General features: G+C 44.7%; 9 protein-coding genes. 5 read left to right on the top strand and 4 right to left on the bottom strand.

Features of this window, described 5'->3' with window-relative positions; genetic code table 11:
- Positions 1 to 33: 33 nt before the first annotated feature.
- Positions 34 to 4,335 (bottom strand): two-component regulator propeller domain-containing protein, encoded by a 4,302-nt coding sequence (locus ACNOGP_RS08675; RefSeq protein ID WP_418214575.1) that lies wholly within the window; start codon positions 4,333 to 4,335, stop codon positions 34 to 36.
- Between the two features lie 459 nt (positions 4,336 to 4,794).
- On the opposite strand from ACNOGP_RS08675, the gene ACNOGP_RS08680 reads away from it, so the two are divergent.
- Together ACNOGP_RS08680 and ACNOGP_RS08685 are read left to right on the top strand one after the other, a co-directional pair.
- Positions 4,795 to 5,112 carry a type II toxin-antitoxin system RelE/ParE family toxin gene (locus ACNOGP_RS08680; protein WP_143865594.1) on the top strand — a complete coding sequence of 106 codons (318 nt, stop codon included), beginning with the start codon at positions 4,795 to 4,797 and terminating at the stop codon, positions 5,110 to 5,112.
- 11 nt (positions 5,113 to 5,123) lie between these two features.
- Positions 5,124 to 5,432, top strand: a complete 309-nt coding sequence (locus tag ACNOGP_RS08685) for a HigA family addiction module antitoxin (RefSeq protein ID WP_143865592.1) — start codon at positions 5,124 to 5,126, stop codon at positions 5,430 to 5,432.
- A gap of 225 nt (positions 5,433 to 5,657) precedes the next feature.
- Here ACNOGP_RS08685 and ACNOGP_RS08690 read toward each other — a convergent pair whose 3' ends face one another.
- Positions 5,658 to 7,559 carry a rhamnogalacturonan lyase gene (locus ACNOGP_RS08690; RefSeq protein WP_418214576.1) on the bottom strand — a complete coding sequence of 634 codons (1,902 nt, stop codon included), beginning with the start codon at positions 7,557 to 7,559 and terminating at the stop codon, positions 5,658 to 5,660.
- 228 nt (positions 7,560 to 7,787) lie between these two features.
- On the opposite strand from ACNOGP_RS08690, the gene ACNOGP_RS08695 reads away from it, so the two are divergent.
- From ACNOGP_RS08695 to ACNOGP_RS08705, 3 genes are read left to right on the top strand one after another with little or no spacing between them, the layout of a single operon-like run.
- A complete protein-coding gene (locus ACNOGP_RS08695; RefSeq protein WP_418214577.1) occupies positions 7,788 to 9,257 on the top strand; it encodes a glycoside hydrolase family 28 protein in 1,470 nt (489 codons plus the stop codon).
- A gap of 45 nt (positions 9,258 to 9,302) precedes the next feature.
- Positions 9,303 to 10,853 carry a right-handed parallel beta-helix repeat-containing protein gene (locus ACNOGP_RS08700; RefSeq protein WP_418214752.1) on the top strand — a complete coding sequence of 517 codons (1,551 nt, stop codon included), beginning with the start codon at positions 9,303 to 9,305 and terminating at the stop codon, positions 10,851 to 10,853.
- Positions 10,854 to 10,875: 22 nt separating this feature from the next.
- Complete coding sequence (locus ACNOGP_RS08705; RefSeq protein ID WP_418214578.1) at positions 10,876 to 11,304, top strand: hypothetical protein; 429 nt, start codon at positions 10,876 to 10,878, stop codon at positions 11,302 to 11,304.
- A 510-nt stretch (positions 11,305 to 11,814) separates the two neighbouring features.
- Here ACNOGP_RS08705 and ACNOGP_RS08710 read toward each other — a convergent pair.
- Complete coding sequence (locus ACNOGP_RS08710; RefSeq protein WP_186966798.1) at positions 11,815 to 12,477, bottom strand: HAD family hydrolase; 663 nt, start codon at positions 12,475 to 12,477, stop codon at positions 11,815 to 11,817.
- Positions 12,478 to 12,593: 116 nt separating this feature from the next.
- A complete protein-coding gene (locus ACNOGP_RS08715) occupies positions 12,594 to 14,270 on the bottom strand; it encodes a glycoside hydrolase 43 family protein (RefSeq protein WP_418214579.1) in 1,677 nt (558 codons plus the stop codon).
- Between the last annotated feature and the right edge of the window lie 123 nt (positions 14,271 to 14,393).

Genomic DNA, 14,393 nt, shown 5'->3' on the forward strand with positions numbered 1-14,393 from the left:
CAGATAATAGATCTTGATTATTAATGCATTAAATTAATCTGTGTTAATCTGTGTAATCTGTGGTGAACTCGAACCATGCTGTCTTTTATTCTTCTGATAAATCGAAGGAGCGATTCCAAATTGGTTCTTGAAACATTTACTGAAATAATAAGGATCATTGATACCCACTTTATAGGAAATCTCGGCAACGGTCAGGTCTTCGGTCAATAACAATTCCGCTGCTTTCTTCATACGGATAACACGTAAGTATTCATTCGGAGAGTATCCTGTCACTCCACGTACTTTCTTATAGAATACGGTACGTCCCAATCCCATAAGGTTGGCATAGTCGTCTACCGAGAATTCGGCTTCTACCATGTGCTCGTTCAGTATTTCGTTCAGCTTTGCCAGGAACTTGCTGTCTTTGTTGTTGGTGCAGATTGCTGAATGGACGATTCCCGGCTCATTGGAGAACTTCTCACGGAGTTTGTCCCGTTGCTCTATCAGTCTGGATACTCTGGCGAGCAGCAAAGATACACTGAATGGTTTGGTGATATAGGCATCCGCTCCGGCCTCTATACCTTCCAGGTATTTTTCATCCATATTAAGGGCAGTCAGCAGGATGATGGGGATATGACTTGTTGCGAACTCATTCTTTAGTTTCTTAGTCACTTCAAATCCGGTCATTCCCGGCATTAACACATCACAGATAATCAAATCGGCGTCAAAGGTCTGTGCACGTTCAAAGCCACTGATCCCGTCCGCTTCGGCCACCACTTCGAAGTATTGACCGATTTCCTCTTTTAAGAATTCACGGACATCGTTGTCGTCTTCTATGATTAATACTTTCCGTTTATTCAATGGAACGGAAGGTTCTGCCGGTTCTTTTGTCTTGTCACTCGCAATAAATTCTTTATGGCGTTGTTCTTCTTCCTCAATCAGTATTTGGTTAGGGATGAGGAAGTCTTTTTCCTCGTAAACGTCGGCATTTGCCGGTAGTTCTACGGTGAAGATAGAGCCGCCTCCTTCATTTTCCTTATAAGAAATCGTTCCTTTATGTATATTGACCAGACCATAGGTGAGGTGAAGCCCTACACCTACGCTGCTGTGTGAGAAGCTGCTTTGCATGAAGCGGTTGAACAATTCGTTTCTTTTTTCTTTCGGGATGCCTACTCCTGTGTCCGTCACTTGGATACAAAGTTGTTGCTTTTGTTCCGAGATTTCTACCTTGAATATGATTTTCCCGTTGGACGGAGTGTATTTGAATGCATTTGAAAGTAGATTGTAAATCACCTTGTCGAGATTTCCTTTATCGACAGGCATTTTGTAAGAGGTATGTGACGGCTCGAAGCGGAAATCCATGTTTTTGGATTCGCTTACATCCTTGAAACTTAGGAATATCTCATAGCAGAAAGCGATAATGTCCGTTTCTTCTAATGAAAGGGCAAGTTTATTCTTCTGCATCTTCCGGAATTCCAGCAATTGGTTGATAAGCCGCAACATTCGCTTGGTACTCTTATCCATGATTTTTAGGGAATGTTGCATATCTCTGGAATGGTTTCCCATATTGACGATTCTTTCCAAAGCTCCTTGAATCAGGGTTAATGGAGTACGGAACTCATGAGATATATTGGTGAAGAATTCCAGTTTGTATTCCGTCAACTGGTTTTCTACTGTGATGCGGTTGCGCAATGCGTTGAAATTCCGGATGATACGGAAACTGAAATAGCCGGCTACTGCGATTAACAGGGCATATAACAGGTAAGCCCAAGTCGTTTTCCAGAACGGAGGGGCTATCACAATCTCCATCACATTCTCTTCTCCCCAGATACCTGCGGCGTTGCAAGCTTTCACGTGGAGTTTGTACTTGCCCGGAGGCAAGTTCCGGTAAGTGGCGAAGTTCAGGCTGGAAGGCGAACTCCATTCCGTGTCATAAGGGGGCAGGCAATAGGAATACTTGGATACCCCATTCAGATAGTTGAATGTGGAGAAGGAGATGACAAATGATTGTTGATAATATTTCAAGTTCAGCTCGTTGATGTATGGCATTGCCTCCTGCAAAGGAGAATCCTCCACACCGGGAAGCATATTGGCTCCGTTGATCTGAAGTCCGGTAAAGACTACGGAAGTCGGTTTGTCCAGATTCTCTATTTTATCGGCATTCAATACAACCAAGCCATAGTTGGTACCGAACAGTAGTTTGCCGTCATTGCTTACACAAGCGGTGTTCTCACTATATACATTTCCCAAAGTGTAGGAAGAGAAGAAATAATTCTCAATTTGCTTGGTTGCAGGAGTGAAGCGTGAAATGCCATATTCGGTAGCTATCCACATCTTATTATCCTTATCCTGAACAATGGACTGCACTACGGCATTGGACAACCCGTCTTTGATGTCGTAACAGTTGAAGGTCAGATGCTGATAATCGCCTTCCGGATGGCAGACGGCAAATCCGGCTCCGGCGGTTCCGATCCACATATTGCCTTCATGGTCATTCATCAGACAACGTATCTCATTGTTGGGGAATGTGCCGTTGACATGATTGTATATGATATAATTCTTGGGCGAAACGATGAGGGAATCCGGATGGAAGATGTAAATACCGTTATTGGTGCCTACCCACATCCGTCCGTTCTTGTCTTCTTCGATGACACGGATACGTTTCTCTCCATAGTTGTCCTGCAAGAAGTGCCGGAATTGATAGCCGTCCTTCGTCTTTACGGCTAAGTTCAGTCCTCCGCCGAACGTTCCCAGCCACATTCGACCTTTCCGGTCACGGTAGATGGAGAACACCTGGTCGTTGGAGAGCGAATTGGGATCTTTGCTGTTGTTCTTGTACCATTTGTCCGCTCCGATACGAAGACCGGTTCCTCTCATACCCAGCCATAGGTTACCTTCCGGGTCCTCGTTCATACTGTACACATTGTGGGTGAAATCCTCGCGGCGTATTGTCTTGGTCAGACCGGGGTCGTATTCGTACAGGCTGCCCATGCGGTTTGCCATATAGATATTTCCGTTTCGGGTTTGGAAAAGCATACGGATGGTATTGGAGCGGTCGGAACTGTTCTCGCCGCTGGGATGGAGACGTTGTGTGCCTTTGTTCAGAATCTCCAGATGAGATAAACCGGAAAATTCGGAGCTTACCCAGATACCGCCGGAACGGTCTTCCATTACATATTGGAGGTAATTAGAGTTAATATGGCTGGATTGGCCGATGTCAAAGGTGAAATGCTGCAAGTCTCCCGTAGCCAGCTCGTATGCGTAAAGTCCGTTTCCGTAAGTTGTAATCCAGATGATATCCCGTGAATCGTGTACGATACTATATCGTTCCACATCTATATAGCCGATATGTTCGGAAGAAAGGAACTGAAACGGTTTGATATTGCCCGTTGTAACGTCGACGTACCATAAATGTCCGGTATAGTTGTGCACCCATACATTCTTTTTATTGTCTTTGGTGACCGCACCGTTTTTGATATTCAGGTCGGAATAGCGGGAAAGTTTTCCGGTAGGGATATCCAGCAGATAACTGCCGTTGGCGGTAAACAATACCCATTTGTCTGCCAGGAGGAAGTTGCCCGTGACACGACTGTTGTCGTCAAAGCTTGCGGCAAGTGAACCTACTTTTTCCAGTTTGTCGGTAGAGTAGGTGTGACGGTAGATTTCATTCTTGTCGGTGATGATGCAGGTATATTGGTCATAAGCGATGATATGTTCCCAACTTTGGCTCTGCGGGTCCAGATTGTCAGTTTGCCCGTTCCGGTATTTCAATAGCCCTTTACGGGTTCCGATCCAGACTTCTCCTTTGGCGCTTTCCAATACAAACTGCACCCTGTCGGAAGGTAGATTTCCCAATTCTTTCTTATAAGTCTGTGACGAGAACTTCCCATCCTGATAAACGATTCTCCTGCATCCGTTTTGATTATGCCATAGCCAGACGGAATTATCGGAGGTAATGAAGAACTTAGAATAGTTTTCTTTATATTCGTTGCATCCGGTGAAATCCACAAAACGGCCGTGACGCAGGTCATAACAACTGATAAAAGAGGAAATCGTTGAAATCCATAGGAAGCCGTTCGGATCTTCTTCTATACTCCGGATGCGTGAGTCGGCCAATGAAAGCGGATTGTGGATGTCAGGGTAGATGTTGACAAAAGAATTGCCGTCATAATAACTTAATCCGTTGAGCGTACCCAGCCAGATGAATCCCTTACTGTCTTGCGACATATACCGGATGGAGTTATTGGCTAATCCGTCTCCGGTAGTCAGTTTATTGGAACGTACCTCTACGGAGGCGAATGCCGGGTACAAGTAGAATAACAGGAGGGAGAATATAAGTAACGTATTCTTCTTCATAGTGAATTTATGTGTTTTATCTTACGCAACAAAGATAAGGATAAAAAACGAAAATAAAAGTGGATGAGTGCAAGAAGGTTGTAAACAAGAGATTTGGCTCTCTGTCCCTCTATTAGTCGAGTACGGAGCGCAGCTATGGCAACGCGTACAACATGAACTTCGACTTTGGCTACATATACTACGGCAGTAAGGTCGGCGATTCTTTTAGAGTGCGTTTCTCTCTCGCTTTTTAAGCGCCCCGTAATCCCGCAGCATTTGCATGGCTGTAGAAGCCGTGAAGAAGCCCGGGCGATGCAGGCAAGAAAACGGTGAAGATATAAGCCGCAAAGTGTTCTTTGATATGTTGGGAAAACGAGAAACTTTCTCAAAAAGCATACGAGCTAAAAATAAAGTTCCACTTTTATAGTGGAACTTTAGGAATATACTCTATCTTTGCACAATAAACGATACGGAAAAATAATGGAAATAAGCTTTGATAAAGAATATCTGCGTCAATTGTATGAGGAAGGGATGACAGTGGATAAAAAACACCGCTTCCAACCTCATATTATAGCCCGATATCAGCTACGTATCAAGGTCTTGGAACAAGTCCGGGGTATAGAAGAACTCCTTGCAATCAATTCGCTGCACTATGAAGTGCTGAAGGGTGATAAAGCAGGCATCTCGTCCGTCCGGGTGAACGACCAATACCGCATTGAGTTTACAGTAAAGCAAATCTCGTCCGAAACAGTCGTGACGATATGCAATATTTTAGAATTGTCGAACCATTATAAATAAACGAAAGGCATATGGGAAAATATACATGTCAACGCCCCATACATCCGGGCGAACTGCTCAAGGAAGAGGTTGAAAGCCGCAAACTGTCGCAAGCCAAACTTGCTGCACAGGCGGGAATTTCGTACAAGATTTTAAACGATATTCTGAACTGCCGCCGTCCTCTGACCACTTCCACCGCGTTGCTGCTCGAAGCGGTTTTAGGGATAGATGCCGGACTGCTGATGCGTATGCAGTTGGATTACAACATGCAGCAGACCCGAAATGACAAATCTTTTATGGAACGTTTGAATCGGATACGACAATACGCAGCGTTGCTATAAGAGCCAGACTTTACCTACGGGAACATTTACCATAAGTACACTTCTCTTGTGGTACGTGCCGTTGTCGATTTTTGATATATTTATCCATTTATAAATTTGTCTATTTAAAACAGAATACCCGCTTCTTGGGCCGGGTCGGAAATATATTTGAAATATGGCTTTATCGGAAGATTTACCCAAACAAAAAGATACTCCGTTAGGCGTGGCCCGCCTAACGGATGGATATTACTTGAACTGATACCCTCTGAAAGTCTCTTTCTTCTTAGTGAGATCCGGCCCGAAATAGAATCCGGGTTGCGTTGGCTGGTTATAGCCAACATTCTGGGTAGCGATACTGATTCTGTATATGGGATCTTCCAGGAAGGTATGGAAGCGGTATTCAGTAGGAATAGTCGATACATACAGGCGCAGGGAACAGTTGTCTTCCGAGCGTAACACCACTTCTTCACGCCAGTCACCCACGATGTCACCTTGCAGACAGGGTACGGCTTTCGTTCCGTTATTGGAGAGAGCCCCTTCGAATGTTACGATTCTGTTTACCTTTTGTGCTTTCCAGTCATACTTGCTGATAATGTTCTTATCCAATAACTCGCGCAGCAAGTCGCCATCCCACCACACAGCCATGTTGGTAGGCAATCCTTTTATCCTGCCTGCAATAGCTTCTCCTTTTGCATTGCGCATTCCTGCTTCCCACGACCACATTTCCACTCCGGGCTGGGTAGGGTCGATGTCGGCTGCCATACAGCGGCCTACATCCTTGTTGCTTTTCACTTGGAGAATGATTTCTCCCGTTGCCGCGTCGCGATAAGTACTGCCGTCACGTTTGTTCTCATGGCAGTCCCACACTTGCAGTCCCTTGCGTGAAGGGTCAAAATGGGTAAGATGGATGGCGTCTCCGTGTCCCATCTTGGTAGAGTAGAGTCCTTTGCCATTATGGTCAATGGCGCAAGAACCGTAAATAATTTCATCGCAACCGTCACCGTCCACATCTCCTACACGCAGGTTGTGATTACCTTGCCCGGCATAATCTTCGCAACCGGGGTCATTACTATCGAATACCCAGCGTTTTTTCAGTTCTTTCCCGTTCCAGTCGAAGGCAGCCAGGACGGTGCGGGTGTAATAACCCCGACACATCACTACACTTGGATGAATTCCATCCAGATAGGCTACACAAGCCAGAAAACGGTCGCTGCGGTTGGCACGCTCGTCTCCCCAATCGGAAGGATCACCGCGCTGAGGGATATAGTCAATCGTGTGCAAGGCTTCTCCCGTCAGTCCGGAAAATACGGTTAAATACTCCTTGCCTTTCCATACCCGTCCTTGATTGACAATCGCGTTTCTTTTCTTGCTGAAAGTACCGGGTTCACGATAATCGGCTTGAGCGTTCCCTATGACATTCCCTTTTGCGTCAACACTTCCGTCTGCTGTGCGCATCACGACTTCCGCTTTCCCGTCACCGTCCAGGTCATATACCATAAATTGTGTATAGTGTGCCCCTGCCCGTATGTTTTTACCTAGATTAATGCGCCATAACTGTTCACCGTTCAGCCGGTAACAATCGATAAGCACTTCTCCGGTATATCCGTCATGCGAATTGTCCCGTGAATTGCTTGGGTCCCACTTCAAGATGATTTCATATTCTCCGTCACCGTCCACATCACCGATGGAAGCGTCGTTAGGACTATACGTATAGCTGTCTCCTGCGGGAGTCACTCCGCCTTCCGGTCTTTTCAATGGTATTTGCAGATAGCCGAGAGGAGAGTTCTTTGGTAAGGTATACTTGCCATCCGTATGGTGAGTCTCTTTGCCTTTTATCACAGGGCGTACTTCATAAACTGCCGTTGCCGGACTTCCGTTCTTGTCGCGAAACATCGTACCGGCGATAACGGGTTGGTCGTTCAGCTTCTTGCCGTCCCGGTAAACATTGAATCCGGTTTTTATCGGGTCGGAAGATAAATATCTCCAGGAGACGGCAACTTCCGAAGGGTTCTCACGGATAGCGATTACTCCGCGTCCGAGCTTCTCCCGTTGGAGTTTGGAATAGTTGTAATTGGGTTGTGCCATTACAGTCGGTATAGTAACCAATGTAAGCATACATAACAGTAACCAGCTTGTACTTCTTTTCATGTCACTCTATTATTTTGAGTATTAGATAATTCTTTTTATTTCATGTGGCAAATTTAGTCCTTTTTTGAATGCCTGTACATGGAAATATGTACAAAGACAATATAGAATTGTCCACCTGTGTATATAGGATTATCCATTCCATATAAATTTCTATCTTTTGTGTACATTCGTCTATTTCGCTTTCTACGGAATGCGGTAATTTTGCAATGTGAATAAAAAGGAGTGAATATGAAGTATCTTTTATCTATTGTACTATTGGCATTGATTGGCTTTACGAGTCCGAAAAGAACCATTACCGTTTCCGCGCATGACTGGGGGAATGTCCCCGTACAGCCCGATTTGTCGTGGGCGGAACAGGTAGGTGCGCAACGGGCTCCTAAGTCCGACTGTATCCATGCAACGGACTTCGGACTGAAAAGTGATACTTCCGTTCTTAGTACCCGTTTTATTCAGTCGGCTATTGACGCTTGCCATGAAAAGGGAGGAGGGACGGTTATCATTCCTTCGGGCGTTTACCATATAGGCGCCTTATTCATTAAAAGCGGAGTGAACCTTCATCTGAGCAAAGGCACAACGTTGATAGCAAGTGAGGATATCCGTGACTATCCGGAATTTCCTTCGCGTATTGCCGGCATTGAAATGACATGGCCTTCGGCCGTTATCAATATCATGGATGCGGAGAATGCAGCGTTGACAGGTGAAGGATTCATTGATTGCCGTGGAAAGGTGTTTTGGGATAAATATTGGGAGATGCGCAAGGAATATGAGAAGAAGAAACTCCGTTGGATTGTGGATTACGACTGCAAACGGGTGCGGGGAATCCTTGTCTCAAACAGCAAACATATCACTTTAAAAGATTTCACCCTTGTACGTACCGGTTTTTGGGCTTGCCAGATTTTGTATTCCGATCATTGTTCGGTGGATGGCGTTACTATTAATAATAATGTGGGAGGACACGGACCGAGTACGGACGGAATTGATATAGACTCTTCGACCAATATTCTGGTTGAGAACTGTGAAGTGGATTGCAATGACGATAATATCTGTATCAAAGCGGGTCGCGATGCGGATGGGCTACGCGTGAACCGACCGACGGAGAATGTGGTAATCCGTAACTGTACCGCACGCAAAGGGGCGGGATTGGTGACGTGCGGCAGTGAGACTTCCGGTTCTATCCGTAATGTGCTTGCCTACGATCTGAAAGCTTACGGCACGGGTGCGGCGTTGCGTCTGAAATCATCCATGAATCGTGGAGGAACGGTGGAGAATATTTATATGACCCGTGTGAAGGCTGATAGCGTAAAGTATGTATTGGCTGTGGGGCTGAACTGGAATCCCAAATACAGTTACTCCGCTTTGCCCGAAGAATATAAGGGGAAAAAGATTCCGTCACACTGGGTTACCATGCTGACTCCCGTCGAACCAAAGGAGAAAGGATATCCTTATTTCCGGAATGTGTATTTCTCGAATATACAGGCCGACAGGGCAAAACGTTTTATCACAGCTTCCGGATGGAATGAGGAGCTCCGCATTGAAAACTTCTACCTGTCTAATATTAATGCGAGTGTGGAGTCTGCTGGAAAAATCGCTTATAGCAAGAACTTCCGGTTGAAGGATATCCGTCTGACAGTGGAAGATAAGACTAAAGTGCAGGAGGCGGATAATATAGACAGTCGGATTGAGATAGATTATAAATGATTTTTCCTTTTGCAATAATACCTTATATATATTGATATGAATACCATGAAACGCTTTTACTTTTTTCTTTCTTTTATAGGGATGTGTCTTTCTCTTCCGGCAACAAATTATTTTGTGGCTACGAATGGTAGCGATACCAACAGTGGAACAATAGAGAAACCTTTTGCCACTTTGAGGAAAGCACAATCGAAAGTGGTTGCCGGAGATACTGTTTATATCCGTCGGGGGACATACAAGATAACGGAGTCTGAGGTGATGGAACACCATACGGTGGGGAGTACTACCTGGAGCCGTGTCTTTAAAATGGATAAAAGCGGGACGGGGAAGGATAAGCGGATTTGCTATTCCGGCTATAAGAACGAACGTCCGGTATTCGACCTTTCGGAAGTAAAGCCCGTCAATGAACGGGTTATTGTGTTTTATGTAAGCGGTTCGTATCTGCACTTCAGAAATATGGAAGTAGTGGGCACGCAAGTGACAATCACAGAACATACACAGTCCGAATGTTTCCGCAATGAAGGAGGCAGTAACAATATCTATGAGCATTTGTCTATGCACGATGGCATGGCTATCGGCTTTTATATAGTGACGGGCAAAGATAATCTGGTGCTGAATTGCGATGCATACAATAATTATGATCCTGTATCCGATAGCGGAAGAGGAGGAAATGTGGACGGCTTCGGAGGCCATCTGACTTCGGAGTCCTATACGGGTAATGTGTTTCGGGGATGTCGTGCCTGGTACAATAGCGACGATGGCTTCGATTTAATTAATTGCAAGGCGGCTTTTACCATTGATAATTGCTGGTCTTTTCTGAATGGATATACGAAGGAGGGGGATAAGACCGGAGATGGAACCGGATTTAAATCAGGAGGTTATGGCATGAGTGATAATCCAAAGGTGCCGAAGGAGATTCCGATGCATACCGTTCAGTATTGTCTGGCTTATAAGAATAAAAACAAAGGGTTCTATGCCAATCATCATCTGGGAGGGATTGCCTGGTATAATAACACGGGCTACCAAAACCCGTCCAATTTCTGTATGTTGAACAGGAAAAGTGCATCCGAAAAAGTTGATGTGCCGGGTTATGGTCATATTATAAAGAATAACATATCTTATATGCCGCGAAGTGCGGACAAACACTTGATAGACGTGGATGAAATACTGTGCGAGATTGTGAACAACTCTTTTGCTCCCGAAAGTTATGAACTGACTTCTGCCGACTTTATAAGTCTTGAAGATACGGAACTGATGAATCCGCGTCAGGCGGACGGAACTTTGCCGGATATTGGCTTTCTGAAAATAGCGGCAAGCAGCGTGCTTTATGGCAAAGGCATGGGATATGAGGCCAGTGGGCAAGTTCCTGTTCCCGATGAAGATCGATTCGGTTGGCTGGAAGCTACCGCTATCGCAGTGGAAGATAATATGGCAAGTGTGGTAGGACCGGATGCAGAGTTGTTTACCAGTTTTTTTGTGAACAACAATCGCGTATCGTTTACGGAAAGAAAAGTTGACCTTTCTTCCTATCAGGGACTTGTAATGTTGGAAGCAAGAGCTGCCAACGGTACTATTGTCCGGTTAAAGGTAAACAAATAATAACCTTGAAGATATTATTGATATGAGAAAACATCACATAATAACAAGAATTTTTTTAGCTACGGGAGTACTGTTCTGTCTCTTTCTCATTGCTTGCGGTAATGATAATGGTATGGATGACATAAATCCTGATATGCCTTCGGAGCAAACGCCTCATTTCTTGTGGGATACGAAAATCCTTTTGGAAGAACCGAACGGTTGGGGTTTGCTGGTACAGCCAGGTTCCGTTGCAATAACCAATCTTACAGAGGGTAAACAATACAGATTGCTATGGCAGGGAGATTGGTCTACGGGAAAGAAGGCTACTCCTGTTTTGAGAATTGTGGAAAAAGGGAAACAGACTGAAATCATAGTTTTAAAACAATTGGAAGTGTCTGTGATAAAGGACGGGCATTATTCTCTCACGTTCGGTAGTGATGATAGAGAGGGGGAGTTGGTGCTCGCTAAGTGAGAGTTTGCATTAGCCTTAATTTCTTTTATCATGGTTCTCGATCCATATACCAGAGCTCCCATGCTTAATCTGGATATTCGTCAAGAAGTGAAGATTGTGAAAGATCCGATAGTAGATTAGGTGCCGGATGCCCGTATGTAATACGTAAAGGCTACGTACCTGTTAGTAAGAACATACGTACTTAGTATGTAAAACGTCTGAGAATCGTAAAGGCTCACATTAATGAGCGGTTTTGTCCACAACTGTGAGCTGAAAGGTTTATGGCTGTTAGCTCAAGGGCTCACGAATGTGAGCCTTTATAAATATCGGGAGTTTAACAAAAGAAATAGGGTAGATTAACTTTGTCTGTGTTGTTGTTCTACATTAAACATACAGTTGTTCAAGGAGTGTATACTGCTTGTTTATATTTGAAACTCCTGATAGTAAGTATGAGAGTAAAAGTTACTCTCATACTTACTATCAGGCTTGCTCTCATTGCTGAAATGCCGATGAATAAGTCGATACAGCTGTTTATGAGGGTATGAGGGTAAAAAGTGATAAAATCTTTTCTGTAGTATCTACGATATATGCCGGTTTGAATTCTTCCAGTTCGCTTTTTGGACGAAAGCCCCATGTTACCCCACAAGCGGTTACTCCTGCATTGGCGGCCGTTTGCATATCTACTCCGGAGTCTCCTATGTAGAGAACTTCGTCTTTTTCTACATTGACCAACTTTAATATATCGAAGACAACCGTAGGGTCGGGCTTTACACTGATTCCCTCCCGCTGACCGAACACGGCAGTGAAATGAATGTTCGGAAAGTAGTGAGCTATCAGTTTCTCCGTAGCGGCCTGATATTTATTGGAGGCTACGGCAATCTGAATGCCGGCGGACTGCAGGTCGGTCAATAACTCAGGAACCCCCGGATAGGGGCGGCTATCATCCGCATTGTGAATATCATAATAAGGAATAAACTCTTTGCGGACACGGAGTACATTTTCCTCTGTTTTTTCTCCTTCGGGCAGGGCACGTTCAAAGAGTTTGTTGATACCGTTTCCTACCATGAAGTTATACTTTTCTATTTCATGCGTGGGATATCCTAATTTATTTAGAGCATAGTTGGTACTGTGTGCCAGATCGGCGATCGTATTTAGCAATGTACCGTCCAAATCGAATATTGCTAGTTTCTTCATTGTGGTTTGGGGTTATTATTCTAAGTTGCTTTTATTTGCAAAGGTAAAAAAGAAAAGACGCTCCTACAAGAATTTTGTGATGTGGGAGCGTCTTTTTAGTATTTACTTACTCATTTTTACTTCTTGGCAATGCGGAACCAATCCACATCCACCCATCCGCCATCATTAGTCACGATAGCCGGACGTGTGCAGAATGTTCCGATCTTGGTACCGATCCATTGTCCTTCTCTTGCTTGAAAAGGATTGCCTAGTGGTTGATATTTCTTTCCATCAAGACTGTAGCTGAAGTCACACATGACAAGAAGGTCATGTCCGCCTTCGCTGGCTTTGATTTTCTTTCCGTCACATTTGAATTTTACTTTCAGATAAACAGTGTTTTGAGTGAGGCTGACAGAAGCATTCGATTGTTCCGGTTTCCCTTTATCGGCTCTTTTGCATTCCACTTGCGACAGAGTAAGTCCCTTATCCGTATTTTCTAGGAATAATCCGGCATAATCCCTGCCCATCACAATCAATCCGGTACGTTCACCTTTGTTTTTCTGATTGGGAGTGAAGGTCAGTTTCATTGTGGCTGTGAAATTGTCAGAAGGAGTCTTTTGTAATAATAGGTTAGCTACATCCCACATATTCTTGTAATCTTGTACGACAGGGTAAGAGTATAATCTCACGTAACTCTTGTCACCTGCATAGTAGGCCCATTTCTCGTTGATATTAGCATGCCATTGCCATTGCGGAGACAGTGTGTAGCCGTCGAACTCGTCACTTTCCTGTGGAGTGCAGATAGGATAAGTCTTTCCCACATTAGGCTTCTTGTAAGTCAGGACCGGTTCACCACACCCGTCACCGTCTTTGTCTACCCCGATCACAGGCCAGTCGTTTATCCATTTCATAGGTTGCAGGTGCATGATACGTCCGTAAGCACCTACGTCTTGAAAGTGGAGAAACCAGTCTTCACCGGTAGGCGTATCTACCCATGCGCCTTGATGAGGCCCGTTGACGGGAGAGTTACCTTGTGCAAGTACAGTTTTCCATTCGTAAGGACCGTATACGTTTTTGGAGCGTAGCACCACTTGCCATCCTGTCGGCACACCGCCTGCCGGATGGAAAATATAATAATAGCCGTTTCTTTTATAGAATTTGGGGCCTTCACAAGTTTGGTGGGCTTCATGACCGTCGAAGACGATGCGTGAAGGAGTGATGGCCTTTGTGGCTTCAGCATTCAGTTCGCAGATAGTGATGACACTTTTTAATCCGGCACGGCTTCCCGCATATGCGTGTACCAGATATACTTTTCCGTCTTCATCCCATAACGGACAAGTGTCGATGATTCCTTTTCCGTCTTTTACCAAAACGGGCTCGCTCCATGGGCCTTTCGGATCTTTGGCTTTCACCATGAAAGCTCCTTGATCGGGATCTCCCCAGAAGATATAAAACTCACCATTGTGATGGCGGATAGAAGGAGCCCATATACGGTTGCCGTGTTCGGGACGTTCGGGAGTTTGGATAGGAGCAAGCACGTCGGGTACTGCTGCACCGATGAACGTCCAGTTTACCAAATCTTTGGAATGTAGTATTTGTAGTCCGGGCAGACAGCCGAAACTGGATGAAGTCATATAGAAATCGTCGCCTACACGGCAAGCGTCCGGATCGGAATAATCGGCATAGAGTACCGGATTCTTATACTTCCCGTTTCCAAGATCGGAAACCCATACTTCGGATACATAGTTGCTCTGTGCCAGAATAGGGAAGGCAGTCAGCAGGCAGAGAACCAGAGTCTGTGTCAGTCGTTTCATGATATAAATAGATTAAATAGTTTTATATAAATGATTTATACGATTTATGTGATGTGGCAAAGGTATGAAAAAAGACTCTGCACAAGGAGGAATAATTGTGCAGAGTCGTATAAAAATTGGTAG

Origin of the sequence: Bacteroides difficilis (genome assembly GCF_048319815.1) — a bacterium.
GTDB classification, from domain to species: Bacteria; Bacteroidota; Bacteroidia; order Bacteroidales; family Bacteroidaceae; genus Bacteroides; species Bacteroides zhangwenhongii.

Coding starts and splice junctions, on each gene's coding strand:
- ACNOGP_RS08675 (WP_418214575.1), bottom strand. CDS start 4,335: ATGAAGAAGAATACGTTACTTATATTCTCCCTCCTGTTATTCTACTTG.
- ACNOGP_RS08680 (WP_143865594.1), top strand. CDS start 4,795: ATGGAAATAAGCTTTGATAAAGAATATCTGCGTCAATTGTATGAGGAA.
- ACNOGP_RS08685 (WP_143865592.1), top strand. CDS start 5,124: ATGGGAAAATATACATGTCAACGCCCCATACATCCGGGCGAACTGCTC.
- ACNOGP_RS08690 (WP_418214576.1), bottom strand. CDS start 7,559: ATGAAAAGAAGTACAAGCTGGTTACTGTTATGTATGCTTACATTGGTT.
- ACNOGP_RS08695 (WP_418214577.1), top strand. CDS start 7,788: ATGAAGTATCTTTTATCTATTGTACTATTGGCATTGATTGGCTTTACG.
- ACNOGP_RS08700 (WP_418214752.1), top strand. CDS start 9,303: ATGAAACGCTTTTACTTTTTTCTTTCTTTTATAGGGATGTGTCTTTCT.
- ACNOGP_RS08705 (WP_418214578.1), top strand. CDS start 10,876: ATGAGAAAACATCACATAATAACAAGAATTTTTTTAGCTACGGGAGTA.
- ACNOGP_RS08710 (WP_186966798.1), bottom strand. CDS start 12,477: ATGAAGAAACTAGCAATATTCGATTTGGACGGTACATTGCTAAATACG.
- ACNOGP_RS08715 (WP_418214579.1), bottom strand. CDS start 14,270: ATGAAACGACTGACACAGACTCTGGTTCTCTGCCTGCTGACTGCCTTC.